We start from the raw sequence: 14,956 nt of genomic DNA on the forward strand, positions 1-14,956 counted from the left end.
AAGCAAATGGAGCACAGCAATGGCTAGATCACTGACTACCAGCGTTTCCACCTTCGCCCTGGTGGCGGCACTGGGGCTCACCGCCGGCAACGCCACCGCCCAGGACAGCCTCACCGTGGTGTCCTGGGGCGGTGCCTACGGGGCGGCGCAGAAGAAGCACGTCATCGATCCCTACCAGGCCGAGTCCGGGGTCAAGGTACTGTTCGAGGACTACTCCGGCGGTGTCGCCGAGATCAAGGCTCAGGTCGAGTCCGGCAACATCCAGTGGGATGTGGTCGACTTCGAGGTGATCGACCTCGAGCGCGCCTGCTCCGAAGGCCTGCTGGAGACCGTCGACCACAGCGTGCTGCCGGCCGGCATCGACGGCACCCCGGCCGACCAGGACTTCATCCCGGAAGCCCTCGCCAGCGAGTGCGCGGTGGGCAACATCGTCTGGTCGGTGGTGTTCGCCTACAACGACAACACCATCGGTGGCACCAAGGCCGCGAGCATCGGCGACTTCTTCGACACCGGCAAGATTCCCGGCAAGCGCGCCATGCGCAAACGCCCGCAGGTGAACATGGAGTGGGCGCTGATGGCGGATGGCGTGGCACCGAAGGACGTCTACGAAGTGCTGGCGACGCCGGAAGGCCAGCAACGCGCCTTCGCCAAGCTCGACAGCATCAAGAAGGACATCGTCTGGTTCGACTCCTGGTCGCAGGCGCCGCAACTGCTCAACGACGGTGGCGCAGTGCTGGTGCAGTCGGCCAACGGCCGCTTCTACGACGCCATCGTGCAGGAGAAGAAACCCTTCGAGATCGTCTGGGACGGCCACGTCTACGACCTCGACGCCTGGGCCATCGTCAAGGGTTCGAAGAAGAAGGACCTGGCCATGGAGTTCATCAAGTTCGCCACCGGTTCCAAGCCGCTGGCCGGCATGCCGGACGTGGCCTATGGCCCGACCCGCAAGTCGTCCATGCCGCTGGCTGACCAGAGCGCCGCGCCGCACCTGCCGACCGCGCACCTGGATCAGGGCATCCAGGCCGGCTCCGAGTTCTGGGCCGACTACGGCGAGTCGCTGGGCGAGAAGTTCAACGAGTGGCTGCTGAAGTAAGCGCCAGACCCTGCTCTCCCCGGAGCTTTCGTGGGAGGGTTCCAGCCGCGTCGCTCGCGGCCGGGGCCCTCGCCACGGCGCCTCGCCGCAACGGGAGAGATGCTGAAATCGGAGTAATGCCTTGTCATCCCTGACCACCAGCGAAGCCGGCCAAGCCGCCAGCGCCCGTCGCCGGAAACGCCTCACCGCGTTCCTCTTCGTGGCGCCGCTGCTGCTGTTCATCATCGTCACCTTCGTCGCCCCGATCGGCACCATGCTGTGGCGCAGCGTGTACCACCCGACCGTGGCCGAACTGATTCCGCAGACCCTGACCGAACTGCAGCGCTGGGACGATCACCAGCAGTTGCCGGACGAGCAGACCCTGCAGGTCTTCGTCGGCGAACTGCACGCGCTCAACCAGCAGCGCCTGTCGGGCAAGCTCGCCGAAGAGTTCAACCGCGCCTACGCCGGCATGTCCAGCGTGGTCAAATCCAGTGCCCGCCGGGTCGGGCGCCTCGACGCCGACGCGCTGCCGAGCCAGGGCGTGAAGACCCTGATGCAGGCCCATCGCAACTGGGCCAAACCCGAGCTGTGGTACGCCATCGCGCGCGCCGGCAAGGTCTACACCTACGACTACTACCTGACGGCCCTCGACCTGGAGCTGGACCCGGAGACGGGCATCCAGGTGCGTCAGGACACGCAGATCTACCTGCAGCTGTACTCCAAGACCCTGAACATGGCGCTGGTGATCACCCTGCTCTGCGCCCTGCTCGGCTACCCGCTGGCCTACTACCTGGCGGGGCTGCCGTCGAACCGCGCCAACCTGCTGCTGGTGCTGGTGCTGCTGCCGTTCTGGACCTCGCTGCTGGTGCGCACCACCTCGTGGATAGCCCTGCTGCAGACCAACGGCGTGATCAACTCCTTCCTCGTGGGGCTCGGTCTGGTCGACCAGCCCATCGAGATGCTCTACACCTCGTTCGCCACGGTGGTGGCGATGACCCATATCCTGCTGCCGTTCATGATCCTGCCGCTGTACAGCGTCATGCGCGGCATCGACCCCAGCTACCTGCGCGCGGCCCTGAGCCTCGGCGACAAGCCGATCCCCGCGTTCCTGCGCATCTACTTCCCGATGACCCTGCCCGGCCTCAGCGCAGGCGCGCTGCTGGTGTTCATCATCTCGGTGGGCTACTACATCACCCCGGCCCTGGTCGGCGGCACCGACGGGCAGATGATCAGCAACATCATCGCCTTCCACATGCAGCGCTCGAACAACTGGGAGCTGGCGGCCGCGCTCGGCTCGCTGCTGCTCGGGCTGATCCTGCTGCTGTACTGGGTGTACGACCGTTTCGTCGGCGCCAGCAATATCAAGTTGGGATGAGGACGCGATGAAGACCCCAGCCTACTACGGCTTCTGGCACCACCTCGGCACCTGGCTGCTCAAGGCCGGCTCCTGGCTGGTGCTGCTGTTCCTGATCCTGCCGATCCTGGTGATCGTGCCGCTGTCGTTCAACGCCGAGCCGTTCTTCAGCTTCACCGAAGGCATGCTCACCCTCGACCCGGAGGCCTATTCGCTGCGCTGGTACCGGGAGATATTCAGCGACCCGAAATGGCTGCTGGCGATCAAGAACAGCTTCATCATCGGCATCTTCTCGACCCTCCTCGCCACGGTGCTGGGCACCTGTGCGGCGGTGGGCCTGGCGCGTGACGAGATGCCCTTCAGGCGCTTCGTCACCGCCCTGCTGCTGTCACCGATGATCGTGCCGCTGATCATCACCGCAGCCGGCATGTTCTTCTTCTATTCCGACCTGGGGCTGGCAGGCGGCTACCTGGGCGTGATCCTGGCGCACGCGGCACTGGGCACGCCCTTCGTCATCATCACCGTGACGGCCACGCTCACCGGCTTCGACTACAGCCTGGCGCGGGCGGCGCTGAATCTGGGCGCCCGGCCCGTGCGCGTGTTCTTCGACGTGATCATGCCGCTGATCCGCCCCGGCGTGATCAGTGGCGCGCTGTTCGCCTTCATCACCTCCTTCGACGAAGTGGTGGTGATCCTGTTCATGGCCGGCCCACAGCAGCGCACCATCCCCCGGCAGATGTTCTCCGGCCTGCGCGAGCAGATCAACCCGAGCATCCTGGCCATCGCCACCCTGCTGATCCTGGTCTCCATCGCCCTGCTGGTCACCATCGAACTGCTGCGCCGGCGTGCGGAGCGCATGCGCGGCATCGAGATACCGCATTGAGCCCCTGCGAGCCACGCCAGGCTGCGCACATCCCGGGCTGAATGCCCCGGCCGCGCAGCCTGGCCCTGCCTGGCACACCTTCATCGAGAAACTGACCCATACTGGTCAGGTCGCTCATTGGAGGAACGCCTTGAAGGACAAGCACTCGGAAGAGTCCCTGCTCAGCGCGGCCTGGCAGTCCGCCCCTCTCGGCCTGGGTCTGCTCGATGTTCGTGGCTGCCTGCAGTACAGCAACCCGGCGCTGCAGGCACTGATCGGCGAGCACGGCAACAAACCGCTGACGCAGTGGCTGCATCCACAGGACCGCGACACCTTCGACTACGCACTGGAGCGTGCCCGTCGCCAGCAGCTCGACATCGCCTGCGGCGAGCTGCGCCTGCACAGCCAGGAGGGCGCCTACAAGTGGATGCACACCAGCGTCTGCTGGGTGTCGCAGGCGGACAGCGGCATCGATCACTTCCTGGTCCGCTTTACCCCGACGCGGTCCACGCAGGAGCGTGCCGAGCAGGCCTACCTGCTCAGCTTCGCCCTCGACTACACCACCGACGGTGCGCTGCTGCTCGATGACGGTCTGAACATCTGCTACCTCAACGACGCCGCCACTCGCCTGCTCGGCCAACGCCGCCAGTACCTGATGGGACAGAGCATCGGCCAGGCGCTGGTGCCCCTGGCCCTGCACTCGGATGACGAGCTGCGCGAGCTGATGCAGGGCCAGGGCCCAGTGCAGCTGGAGCTGAGCCACCCCGTGGATGGCACGCGCTACCACGTCTCGGTGAGGTTCAACCGTTTCTACTACGATCGCCGGGGCTACTGCCTGGCACTCCTGCATGACCTCACCGAACAGCAGCGCCTGGCCGACACCCTGCTGCACAACGAACGCCAGTTCCGCGCGCTGATCGAGAACACCCACGACGCCGTCGGCCGCCTGACCCCGGACTTCCGCCTGATCTACGCCAACCCGGCCCTCGAAGCCCTGTGCCGGCTGCCGCTGGTGGAGGCGCGCGGGCGTCCTGCGCGCGATGCCTTCGGTGACAATTCCCAGGTCGACATCATGGCCGACCTGGTGCGCGAGGTCGCCCTCAGCGGCGACTCGCTCGAGGAGGAGCTGATTCACGGCATCGACGGCCCCGCCGACCTGCAACACCACTACCTGGTGCAACTGGTACCCGAGCGCAACTCCTCAGGCGCCATCACCAGCGTGCTCTCGCTGGCCAGGGACATCACCAACATCCGCAAGGCCGAACGGCGCCTGGCGCAGAGCAACCAGCAGCTGCGCGACCTGACCACCCGCCGGGAGTCGGCCCGGGAGGAAGAACGCAAGCTGATCGCCCAGGAAATCCATGACGAACTCGGCCAGCACCTGACGGCCTTGCGCATGGGCATTTCCATGCTGCACCTGCAGTTCGGCGCCAAGGCGCCCGGTCTCGACAATGCCGTCGACGGGCTGATGCAGCTCTGTGACCGAACCATTCAGGTGGTGCGCTCCATCGCCACCAGCCTGCGCCCGGCGGTGCTCAACATGGGCCTGTACCCGGCCCTGGAGTGGTTGACCAGCGAATTTCGCCAGCACACCCGGATCGAGTGCGAGCTGACCACGCACAGCGACGAACCGGCCCTCAGCGACGATCAGGCGACCACCGCCTTCCGCATCGTGCAGGAAGCGCTGAACAACGTCGCCCGCCATTCCGGCGCGAGCCGGGCGGTGGTGAGCCTGGAACGGCTCGACGACGTCTACCAGCTGGATATCACCGACAACGGGCGCGGCTTCGACCCGTCGGCCGTCAACACGCGCTCCCTGGGCCTCGCCGGCATGCGCGAACGCGGCACCAGCCTCGGCGGCGAAGTGGTGATCTTCAGCCATCCCGGACAAGGCACCACGGTACAGGCCAGCCTGCCCATCACGCCGGCCAAGGAGGACTCATGACCCGCATCATGATCGCGGACGACCACACCATCATGCGCAACGGGCTCAAGCAGCTGATCGAATTCGACAGCCGCCTGCAGGTGGTCGCGGAAGCGGAGAACGGCGGCCAGGTGCTCGAGCGCCTGCGCAGCACCGAGGTCGACCTGGTCCTGCTGGACATGAGCATGCCCGGCATCAGCGGCGAAGACCTCATCGCGCGGATCCACGGGCACTACACCAGGCTGCCGATCCTGGTGCTGAGCATGCACAACGAAGCGCAGATCGCCCAGCGCGCCCTGCGTGCCGGCGCCAGCGGCTACCTGACCAAGGACCACGACGCCGAAACCCTGCTCGCGGCCATCAACAAGGTGGCCAACGGCGGGCGCTATCTCGACCCGCGCATCGCCGAACAGCTGGCCTTCGCCAACGCCGAGGAGCGCAACAGTGGCCTGCACAGCCTGTCGGACCGGGAATTCCAGATCCTGCGCCTGCTCGCCGATGGCCTGGGCGTCAACCAGATCGCCGAACACCTGTCGATCAGCAACAAGACCGTCAGCACCCACAAGACCCGCCTGATGGAGAAGATGGGCTTCAGCTGCAATGCCGACATCATCCGCTTCGCCCTGACGGAGCAGCTGTCGAGGTAGGGAAATTCCTACAAAAAACCGGAATAGCCTTATGCCATCACCGGAATCAGACGATGCCCGGATAGCCCTTCACAGACCATCCTGACAGCCATGAACGGGTAGCCAATACCCGCTCCCGTTGCTCGATGGAGTGTGAACGTGAACGCTCAGACCGCCACCCAAGCCAGCTGGATTACCACCGTCCTCGTCAGCCTCTGCAGCCTGTCGCTGGTCTGGCTGGCGACGCAAGTACCCAGCCACTACTGGCTGGTCGCCGCCCTGCTACCGGGTGTCGTGGTGCATGTCAGCCTGCGCCGCCAGGCCAGCGCGCAGGCGCGGACCCTCTCTGAGGTCCAGGAGAGCGCCATCGCCGTCGGCCAGGCCCAGGAAGCCGAACGCCACGTGCATGGCCTGGCGGACCTGTGCCGCAACATCGCGCCCATCTGGTCGCAGCAGATCGAAGCCGCCCGCCTCCACACCCAGACCGCCATCGAAGCCCTGAGCGAACGCTTCACCCACCTGGCACAGCGCATCAGCGCCGTGGTCGGCGTAGATGCGCCGAGCGACGACGAAGCGCTGCTGAAGCTGCTGGCCGGTAGCGAACACGAACTGGAAGACATCGTCAGCCAGTTGCGCCAGGCCCTGGACAGCAAGGAAACACTGCTCGCCGAAGTGGTCCGCCTCAGCGGCTACACCACTCAGCTGCGCACCATGGCCCAGGAAGTCGGCGACGTCGCCAAGCAGACCAACCTGCTGGCCCTCAACGCCGCCATCGAGGCCGCCCGCGCCGGCGAGGCCGGACGTGGCTTCGCCGTGGTCGCCGACGAGGTGCGCAAGCTCTCGACCCTCTCGGAGGAAACCGGCAAGCGCATCGGCGAGACCATCGAGAACGTCAGCACCGCCATCGAACACACCCTGCACGTCTCCAACGAACACGCCAGCCGCGACGCCAGCACCCTGGAAAGCGCCAGCCAGCTGATCCGCCAGGTCATCGAGGATTTCCGCCACGGCGCCACGCGCCTGGTCGAGCACGGCAACACCCTGCACAGCCAGAACCAGGCGGTCGGCGAGGAAATCTCCGAGGTGCTGGTCGCGCTGCAGTTCCAGGACCGCGTCAGCCAGATGCTCGGCCACATGCGCGACGACATCGAGAAACTCGGCCTGCGCCTGGTCGATGCAAGCGGCCAGGTCGACGCCAGCGGCTGGCTGGACGACCTCTCGCACACCTACACCACGCCCGAACAGCACGCCATCCACAGCGGCCGTCACGGCACGTCCGCCGCCAGCGCTTCCGACATCACCTTCTTCTGAGGACTTCCCCATGGCCAAGACCATTCTCATCGTCGACGACTCCGCCTCGATCCGCCAGGTGGTCGGCATGACCCTGAAGAACGCCGGCTACGACATCATCGAAGGGGTCGATGGCAAGGATGCGCTGACCAAGCTCGACGGGCGCAAGGTGCACCTGATCATCAGCGACGTGAACATGCCGAACATGGACGGCATCACCTTCCTGAAGAACGTCAAGACGCTGGCCAGCTACAAGTTCACCCCGGTGATCATGCTCACCACCGAAGCCGGCGATGCCAAGAAGAGCGAAGGCCAGGCGGCCGGCGCCAAGGCCTGGGTGGTCAAGCCCTTCCAGCCGGCGCAGATGCTGACCGCCGTTTCCAAACTGATCCTGCCCTGAGTCAGGAGGTGCGCCATGCACGCCACGTCCCCAGCCACTGACACCCGCCAACTGGTACTCGACGGCGCCCTGAGCATCTACACCGCCGCCGACACCAAGCCCCGTCTCAGCTCGGCCCTGCAGGGCGCCATCGCCCTGGAGATCGACCTCAGCGGCGTCGAGGAATTCGACTGTGCCGGCCTGCAGCTGCTGCTGGCCACCCGCGAGCAGGCACGCCGCATGGACATCGACCTGCACTTCCGTGGCGTCAGCCCGGCCATCTCGGAACTGCTCCGGCTCAGCGGCCTGGGCACGACGCTGCTCGCAGAGGAGAACCACTGATGAACCTCGACAGCGTGATCGGCACCTTCATCGCCGAGAGCCAGGAGCTGCTGCAGCAGATGGAAGATGCCCTGCTGCAGATCGAGCAGACGCCGGACGACGCCGAACTGATCAATGCCATCTTTCGCGCCGCGCATACCATCAAGGGGTCCTCGGGGCTGTTCGGCTTCGACTCCATCGTCGCCTTCACCCACGTCGCCGAGAGCGTCCTCGACCGCGTCCGCGCCGACGAGGTGCGCTTCGACGGCGAACTCATCGCCCTCATGCTGCAGGTCGGCGACCACCTGGCCGGGCTGATCGGTCACCTCGCCGAGGGCCGCGACCTGGCCGAACTGCCGGCCGAACACCACGCCCGCGAGGCCGAACTGGTCCAGGCCCTGCGCCGCTACCTCGACAACCAGGCCGAGACGGCCCCCGCCGCCGCCGCGCAGTCCCAGGACACCGTGGAGGCCAGCGGCAACGGCCACTGGCACCTGTCGCTGCGCTTCGGCCAGGACACCCTGCGCAACGGCATGGATCCGCTGGCCTTCGTTCGCTACCTGGAGACTCTGGGCAGCATCGTGCATGTCGAGCCGGTGCTCGAGCATCTGCCGGTGCTGGACGAGATGGACCCGGAAAGCTGCTACCTGGGCCTGGAACTGGCCTTCTCCAGCGCCGCCGAGGCGCAAGCCATCGAGGGTGCCTTCGATTTCGTCCGCGAAGACGGCAGCATCCGTATCCTGCCGCCCGGCGCGCCGCTGACGGCGCTGCAAGAGCTGCTGGAACTACGCGCCGCCGAAGGCGCCCTGCAAGTTGAACGCCTGGTGCGTTGCACAAGCTTTGACGCTGCACTGCTGGAGCAGGCCAATGGCTCCAGCGCTGTGGCGCCGGCAACGCACCAAGCGGCCATTCCCGCGTCCGGCGCCGGCGAAAGCCGCGCCGTGGCCAGCAAGGAAGCCCCACGCGCAAACGGTGACACCAACCTGATCCGGGTCGACGCAGCCAAGCTGGACCAACTGATCAACCTGGTCGGCGAGCTGATCATCGCCGGCGCCAACACCCGCATGCTGGCCCAGCGCAGCGGCCTGGCCGGCATGTGCGAATCCGCCGAAACGCTGTCGCGGCTGGTCGAGGAAGTGCGCGACAGCGCGCTGACCCTGCGCATGGTGCAGATCGGCGCCACCTTCAATCGCTTCCAGCGCGTGGTCCGCGACGTTTCCAGGGAACTGGGCAAGGACATCGTCCTGCAGGTCAGCGGCGGCGACACCGAGCTGGACAAGACCGTGGTCGAGAAGATCGGCGACCCGCTCACCCACCTGGTGCGCAACGCCATGGACCACGGTATCGAACCGGCCGAGGTGCGTCAGGCCGCCGGCAAGCCGCTGCAAGGCGTGGTGCGCCTGAATGCCTACCACGAGGCCGGTGGCATCGTCATCGAGGTGTCCGACGACGGCGGCGGTCTCGACCCGCAGAAGATTCTCGCCAAGGCCAGCCAGCGCGGCCTGATCGGCGAAGGCCAGCAGCTCAGCGACAAGGAGATCTTCAACCTGATCTTCGAGCCGGGCTTCTCCACCGCCGAGCAGATCAGCAACCTCTCCGGGCGCGGCGTCGGCATGGACGTGGTCAAGCGCAACATCACCGCCCTGCGAGGCAGCGTCGAGCTCGACAGCGCGCTGGGCCAGGGCACCTGCGTGCGCATCCGCCTGCCGCTGACCCTGGCGATCATCGACGGCTTCCTCATCGGGGTCGGCCAGGCCAGCTACGTCATCCCGCTGGACATGGTCGAAGAATGCATCGAACTGCCCAGCGAACAGCTCGCCGGCCAGGAGCACCTCGACCTGCGTGGCGACGTCCTGCCCTTCATCCGCCTGCGCCAGCTGTTCGAGGACCAGAGCCAGCCGCCCCGGCGCGAGAACGTGGTGGTGATCAGCTACGCCGGGATTCGCGCCGGCCTGGTGGTGGACCAGTTGCTGGGCGAGTTCCAGACCGTTATCAAGCCGCTGGGCAAGGTGTTCTGCCAGGTCCCGGCGCTGAGCGGTTTCACCATCCTCGGCAGCGGCGCCGTGGCGCTGATCCTCGATATCCCCGGCCTGCTCTCGCAAGTCAGCCAAGGCGGCAGCAGCCGCACCCTTTCCCCCTCCGGCAACCTCAGGAGTACTGTGCTATGAACCTGGCAACCCGTATCGCGGCCCTGGTCGCAACAGCGCTGATCGCACTGACCCTGCTGGCCCTGCCAGCGCTGAACGCTTACCTGGCCCTGGGCATTGCCCTGCTCGCAGGCGCCGCCCTGGCGCTCCAGGGCTGGCAGCTCAACCGTGCGCTGCAGCTGCAGCTCGGCGGCGAACCGCGTGCACTGCATGACCTCGCCGAACAGCTGGCGCAGGGGGAACTGCCCCGCACGAACCAGCCCCAGGCAGCGCGTGGCTCGCTCCTGCACAGCCAGCAGCAGACCGGCGAACAGCTCGGCGCGCTGCTCGCGGAGCTGAGCCGCGTGACCGACGAGCATGCCCGCGGCGACATCGACGCCGTCCTCGACAGCCAGCAACCGGGGGTGTACCGCGAGATCGCCGTGGCGATCAACGCGCTGGTCGCCAGCCATATCGACGTGAAGAAGAAGGCCATGACCTGCGTCCGTGCCATCGCCGAGGGCGACCTGCGCGCACCGCTGGAGCAGTTCCCCGGCAAGAAAGCCTTCATCAACGACACTATCGAGACCCTGCGGCGCAACCTCACCGGCCTGATGAGCGAAATGCGGCACATGTCCGACGAGCACGACAAGGGCGACATCGACGTGGTCATCGACGCCTCGCGCTTCGCCGGCAGCTACGCCGAGATCGCCCAGGGCATCAACGCCATGGTCGCCGGCCACATCAACGTGAAGAAGAAGGCCATGGCCTGCGTCCAGGCCTTCGCCGAGGGCGACCTGAGCGCATCGCTGGAGCAATTCCCCGGCAAGAAGGCCTTCATCAACGACACCATCGAGACCCTGCGCGGCAACCTCACCGGCCTGATGAGCGAGATGCGGCACATGTCCGACGAGCACGACAAGGGCGACATCGATGTGATCATCGACGCCGCGCGCTTCGCCGGCAGCTACGCCGAGATCGCCCAGGGCATCAATGCCATGGTCGCCGGCCACATCAGCGTGAAGAAGAAGGCCATGGCCTGCATCAAGGCCTTCGGCGAAGGCGACCTGAGCGCGCCGCTGGAGCAGTTCCCCGGCAAGAAAGCCTTCATCAACGACACCATCGAGACCCTGCGCGCCAATGTCCAGGCGCTGATCGAAGACACCCAGATGCTCAGCCAGGCGGCTCAGCACGGCCAGCTCGACACCCGCGCCGACGCCAGCCGTCATCAGGGCGACTTCCGCCGCATCGTCGACGGCATCAACAGCACGCTGGAAGCGATCATCGTGCCGCTGAACGAAGCCATGCAGGTCATCGCCGGCCTCGCCGAAGGCGACCTGACCCGCACCATGCACGGCCAGTTCCAGGGCCATCTGCACGACCTGCAACATTCGCTCAACAGCACCGTGGAGAAACTCAGCGACATCATCGGTCAGGTGCACCTGTCCACCGCGACCCTCAGCGGCGCCGCCGAGGAAATCTCCGCCACCGCCCAGACTCTCAGCCACGCCGCCTCCAGCCAGGCCGCCTCGGTCGAGGAAACCAGCGCGGCGATGGAGCAGATGTCCGCCTCCATCGCGCAGAACACCGAGAACGCCAAGGTCACCGACGGCATGGCCGGCAAGGCCTCCTGTGAAGCCAGCGAGGGTGGCCAGGCGGTACGCGACACCGTGGCGGCGATGAAGACCATTGCCGAGAAGATTGGCATCGTCGACGACATCGCCTATCAGACCAACCTGCTGGCCCTCAACGCCGCCATCGAGGCCGCCCGTGCCGGCGAACACGGCAAGGGCTTCGCGGTGGTCGCCGCCGAGGTGCGCAAGCTGGCCGAGCGCAGCCAGGTGGCCGCGCAGGAAATCAGCGAAGTGGCCAAGAGCAGCGTGTCGCTGGCCGAACAGGCCGGCAACCTGCTCGACCAGATGCTGCCATCGATCGCCAAGACCTCCGACCTGGTCCAGGAAATCACCGCCGCCTCCGAGGAGCAGAGCACCGGGGTCAACCAGATCACCTCGGCGATGACCCAGCTCAGCGACATCACCCAGCAGAACGCCGCCGCCTCGGAAGAGCTGGCCGCCACGGCGGAGGAGATGAACGGCCAGTCCGTCCAGCTGCAGCAACTGATGCAGTTCTTCCACCTGGCCAGCCGCGCCAGCGCCGGGGTGACCACACTCGGTCGCCCGCTGAGTGCCGCGCCGACGCGCGCAGCGGTGGTGGCGGACGACGAAGAGAGCGGCTTCGTCCGCTACGGGAGCTGAACCATGGGTGCCCTCGTCGATCTGCCTCTGGACACGCCTGACGGCTGCGCACAACAGCAGCGCCAGTACCTGACCTTCCGCGTACAGCAGGACATGTACGCGGTGGCCAGCCGCTACGTGCGCGAGATTCTCGAGTACGACCAGGTCACCCAGGTGCCGATGATGCCCAGCCTGGTGCGCGGCGTGATCAACCTGCGCGGCGCCATCGTGCCGATCATCGACCTCGCCGATCGCTTCGGCCATGGCCTGAGCCCGCTCGGCGCACGCACCTGCATCGTCATCGTGGAGATCCTCGACGAGGACGAGACCCATCTGATGGGCGCGCTGGTCGATGCCGTCAGCGCCGTGGTCGAGATCGAGGCCGACGCCCTGCGTCAGGCCCCGGCCTTCGGCAGCCGCGTGCGCAGCGAGTTCATCGAGGACATGGCGCGCCTGGACGAACGTTTCATCACCCTGCTGCGCATGGAGCAGGTGCTCTCGGTCGAGCAGATCGCAGCCATGGCCGGCCTGCGCAACGAATCCCTTTCCCCCTCTGCAGACGTGCGCTGACGCGCAGGAGCCCTGCCATGACCATCAGCAAGAAAATGACCCTCCTGGTTCTCTCGGCCCTGCTCGGCATCCTGCTGCTGTCGGGTGTGTCCTACCAGCAGATGAACCAGGTGTTCAACGCCGCCAACTTCGGCAACGTCAACTCGGTGCCCGCAATTACCGCCCTGGCCAAGCTCGGCACGGCGGTGAACATGCAGGTGCAACTGGTCTACGAACATGTACTGAGCGCCGACGACCAGGCCATGGATGCCGTGGACAAGCGCATCGCCGGCAATCGTGGCGACATCCAGGCCGCCCTCGACGACTACGCCGCGACCATCAGCGACGAGCAGGACCAGCAGCTCTTCGACACCGAGCATCAGGGCATCGACAACCTCCTCCAGGGCATCGACAAGGCGCTGGCCCTGTCGCGCCAGCACAAGGACGAGGCCGCGCGCGAATCCATGCTCGAATTGCAGCACGCGGTCATCGACCCGCTGCGCAGCGCCATCGGCAAGCACCGCGACTACAACATCGCCATGGCCAACGACGGCAGCCAACAGGCCCAGGCCAGCCTGCAGCACGCCACCTGGATCGCCATCGTCGTCTCGCTGGCCACCCTGCTGGTCATCGGTCTGTTCGGCGCTTTCATCACCCGCAACCTGCTGCGTCAGCTCGGCGGTGAACCGGCCTACGCGGTGGAAGTGGTCAGCCGCATCGCCGCCGGCGACCTCAACACCGAGGTCAGCACCCGAGACGGCGACACCAGCAGCATGCTGGCCGCGATCAAGGGCATGAGCGAGAAACTGGCGCAGATCATCGGCGAAGTGCGCAGCAATGCCGATGCCCTCACCAGTGCCTCCGAACAGATCTCCGCCACGGCCCAGAGCATGAGCCAGGGCGCTTCCGAACAGGCCGCATCGGTGGAGGAAACCAGCGCCTCGATGGAGCAGATGTCCGCCTCCATCGCGCAGAACACCGAGAACGCCAGGGTCACCGATGGCATGGCCGGCAAGGCCGCGCGCGAGGCCGATGAAGGTGGTCAGGCCGTGCGCGACACCGTGGCGGCGATGAAGACCATCGCCGAGAAGATCGGTATCGTCGATGACATCGCCTACCAGACCAACCTGCTGGCCCTCAACGCCGCCATCGAGGCCGCCCGCGCCGGCGAGCACGGCAAGGGCTTCGCGGTGGTCGCCGCCGAGGTGCGCAAGCTGGCCGAGCGCAGCCAGGTGGCCGCGCAGGAAATCAGCGAAGTGGCCAAGAGCAGCGTGTCGCTGGCCGAACGCGCCGGCAGCCTGCTCGACCAGATGCTGCCGTCGATCGGCAAGACCTCCGACCTGGTCCAGGAAATCGCCGCCGCCTCCGAGGAACAGAGCGCCGGCGTCGGCCAGATCAACTGCGCGATGACCCAGCTCAGCGACATCACCCAGCAGTCCGCCTCCGCCGCCGAGGAACTGGCCGCCACCGCCGAGGAAATGAGTGGCCAGGCCGAACAGCTGCAGCAACTGATGGACTTCTTCAAGGTCTCGGCCGCCCGCGCCCCGCTCCTCGCCCCTCGCCAGCCGGCGCGCAGCCGCAGCGCCAGCGAAGCCGGTAGCGAGCTGCTCGAGCAGATGATCCCCAGCGGTTTCATTCGCTTCCAGTCCTAGCCCCCAGCCGGGCACCTGCGGGTGCCCGAGGAGCGACCCATGCCCAGTTTCAACCCGGCCACGGCGCCAGACACCACCCAGCAATACCTGACCTTCAGCCTCGGCGAGGAACTCTTCGCCGTCGGCACGCGCAACGTCCGCGAGATCATCGAGTACGGCCGCCTGACCCCGGTGCCGCTGATGCCGGCGAGCATCCTCGGCGTGATCAACCTGCGTGGCGGCGTGGTGCCGATCATGGACCTGCGCCAGCGCTTCGGTCAGCAGCAGACCCAGATCGGACGACGCAGCTGCATTGTCATCCTCGAGGTGGTCCGCGAGCAGATGCAGCAGGTCATCGGCATCGTCGTCGAGGCGGTCAACGCGGTGCTGGAGATTCCCGAGCAGGACATCGAGCCCGCGCCCAGCTTCGGCAGCCATATCCCCACCGACTTCCTGCTCGGCATGGGCAAGCTCGACGAGCGCCTGGTGGTGCTGCTGGACATCGGCCGGATTCTCTCGCTCGCCGACCTGCGCCAGCTCGCCACTGCCGCCGCACAACCCGAACCGGCCTGACCCTGGAGCGGC

Annotated in this window: 13 protein-coding genes; all 13 read left to right on the forward strand. The window is 66.5% G+C overall.

Translation table 11 applies throughout. The features are described from left to right. Nucleotides 1-19 precede the first annotated feature (19 nt). Nucleotides 20-1,093, forward strand: coding sequence for an ABC transporter substrate-binding protein (locus EWH21_RS22650; RefSeq protein WP_037056481.1), 1,074 nt, complete (start codon nucleotides 20-22; stop codon nucleotides 1,091-1,093). Between the two features lie 121 nt (nucleotides 1,094-1,214). After that, complete coding sequence (locus EWH21_RS22655) at nucleotides 1,215-2,450, forward strand: ABC transporter permease (RefSeq protein WP_134676404.1); 1,236 nt, start codon at nucleotides 1,215-1,217, stop codon at nucleotides 2,448-2,450. A gap of 7 nt (nucleotides 2,451-2,457) precedes the next feature. Further along, nucleotides 2,458-3,312: an ABC transporter permease gene (locus tag EWH21_RS22660; RefSeq protein ID WP_037056483.1), complete on the forward strand. Its 855-nt coding sequence runs from the start codon at nucleotides 2,458-2,460 to the stop codon at nucleotides 3,310-3,312. Between the two features lie 130 nt (nucleotides 3,313-3,442). Then, complete coding sequence (locus EWH21_RS22665) at nucleotides 3,443-5,236, forward strand: PAS domain-containing protein (protein ID WP_277699383.1); 1,794 nt, start codon at nucleotides 3,443-3,445, stop codon at nucleotides 5,234-5,236. Continuing rightward, nucleotides 5,233-5,862 carry a response regulator transcription factor gene (locus EWH21_RS22670; RefSeq protein ID WP_047588915.1) on the forward strand — a complete coding sequence of 210 codons (630 nt, stop codon included), beginning with the start codon at nucleotides 5,233-5,235 and terminating at the stop codon, nucleotides 5,860-5,862. Before EWH21_RS22665 ends, EWH21_RS22670 begins: the two co-directional genes overlap by 4 nt. Nucleotides 5,863-6,000: 138 nt before the next feature. Then, nucleotides 6,001-7,152 carry a methyl-accepting chemotaxis protein gene (locus EWH21_RS22675; protein WP_277699384.1) on the forward strand — a complete coding sequence of 384 codons (1,152 nt, stop codon included), beginning with the start codon at nucleotides 6,001-6,003 and terminating at the stop codon, nucleotides 7,150-7,152. Between the two features lie 10 nt (nucleotides 7,153-7,162). Beyond that, on the forward strand, nucleotides 7,163-7,531 hold the full coding sequence (locus EWH21_RS22680; protein ID WP_037056485.1) for a response regulator: 369 nt from the start codon (nucleotides 7,163-7,165) through the stop codon (nucleotides 7,529-7,531). Between the two features lie 15 nt (nucleotides 7,532-7,546). Then, entirely contained in the window at nucleotides 7,547-7,852 is a 306-nt protein-coding gene (locus EWH21_RS22685; RefSeq protein ID WP_037056486.1) for an STAS domain-containing protein, read from the forward strand. Further along, the gene (locus EWH21_RS22690; protein WP_277699385.1) at nucleotides 7,852-9,999 is read left to right on the forward strand and encodes a chemotaxis protein CheA; all 2,148 of its coding nucleotides are present in this window, start codon (nucleotides 7,852-7,854) and stop codon (nucleotides 9,997-9,999) included. The genes EWH21_RS22685 and EWH21_RS22690 overlap by 1 nt, the downstream gene beginning before the upstream one ends. Next, nucleotides 9,996-12,212 (forward strand): methyl-accepting chemotaxis protein, encoded by a 2,217-nt coding sequence (locus EWH21_RS22695; protein WP_277699386.1) that lies wholly within the window; start codon nucleotides 9,996-9,998, stop codon nucleotides 12,210-12,212. Before EWH21_RS22690 ends, EWH21_RS22695 begins: the two co-directional genes overlap by 4 nt. A 3-nt stretch (nucleotides 12,213-12,215) precedes the next feature. After that, nucleotides 12,216-12,761 carry a chemotaxis protein CheW gene (locus EWH21_RS22700; RefSeq protein ID WP_206596628.1) on the forward strand — a complete coding sequence of 182 codons (546 nt, stop codon included), beginning with the start codon at nucleotides 12,216-12,218 and terminating at the stop codon, nucleotides 12,759-12,761. A 17-nt stretch (nucleotides 12,762-12,778) separates the two neighbouring features. Then, a complete protein-coding gene (locus tag EWH21_RS22705) occupies nucleotides 12,779-14,392 on the forward strand; it encodes a methyl-accepting chemotaxis protein (RefSeq protein WP_047588037.1) in 1,614 nt (537 codons plus the stop codon). 39 nt (nucleotides 14,393-14,431) lie between these two features. Then, the gene (locus EWH21_RS22710) at nucleotides 14,432-14,944 is read left to right on the forward strand and encodes a chemotaxis protein CheW (protein ID WP_037055181.1); all 513 of its coding nucleotides are present in this window, start codon (nucleotides 14,432-14,434) and stop codon (nucleotides 14,942-14,944) included. Nucleotides 14,945-14,956: the final 12 nt, after the last annotated feature.

The sequence above is a fragment of the Pseudomonas sp. REST10 genome (assembly GCF_029542605.1).
GTDB lineage: Bacteria > Pseudomonadota > Gammaproteobacteria > Pseudomonadales > Pseudomonadaceae > Aquipseudomonas > Aquipseudomonas khazarica.

Coding starts and splice junctions, on each gene's coding strand:
- EWH21_RS22650 (WP_037056481.1), top strand. CDS start 20: ATGGCTAGATCACTGACTACCAGCGTTTCCACCTTCGCCCTGGTGGCG.
- EWH21_RS22660 (WP_037056483.1), top strand. CDS start 2,458: ATGAAGACCCCAGCCTACTACGGCTTCTGGCACCACCTCGGCACCTGG.
- EWH21_RS22670 (WP_047588915.1), top strand. CDS start 5,233: ATGACCCGCATCATGATCGCGGACGACCACACCATCATGCGCAACGGG.
- EWH21_RS22680 (WP_037056485.1), top strand. CDS start 7,163: ATGGCCAAGACCATTCTCATCGTCGACGACTCCGCCTCGATCCGCCAG.
- EWH21_RS22685 (WP_037056486.1), top strand. CDS start 7,547: ATGCACGCCACGTCCCCAGCCACTGACACCCGCCAACTGGTACTCGAC.
- EWH21_RS22690 (WP_277699385.1), top strand. CDS start 7,852: ATGAACCTCGACAGCGTGATCGGCACCTTCATCGCCGAGAGCCAGGAG.
- EWH21_RS22695 (WP_277699386.1), top strand. CDS start 9,996: ATGAACCTGGCAACCCGTATCGCGGCCCTGGTCGCAACAGCGCTGATC.
- EWH21_RS22700 (WP_206596628.1), top strand. CDS start 12,216: ATGGGTGCCCTCGTCGATCTGCCTCTGGACACGCCTGACGGCTGCGCA.
- EWH21_RS22705 (WP_047588037.1), top strand. CDS start 12,779: ATGACCATCAGCAAGAAAATGACCCTCCTGGTTCTCTCGGCCCTGCTC.
- EWH21_RS22710 (WP_037055181.1), top strand. CDS start 14,432: ATGCCCAGTTTCAACCCGGCCACGGCGCCAGACACCACCCAGCAATAC.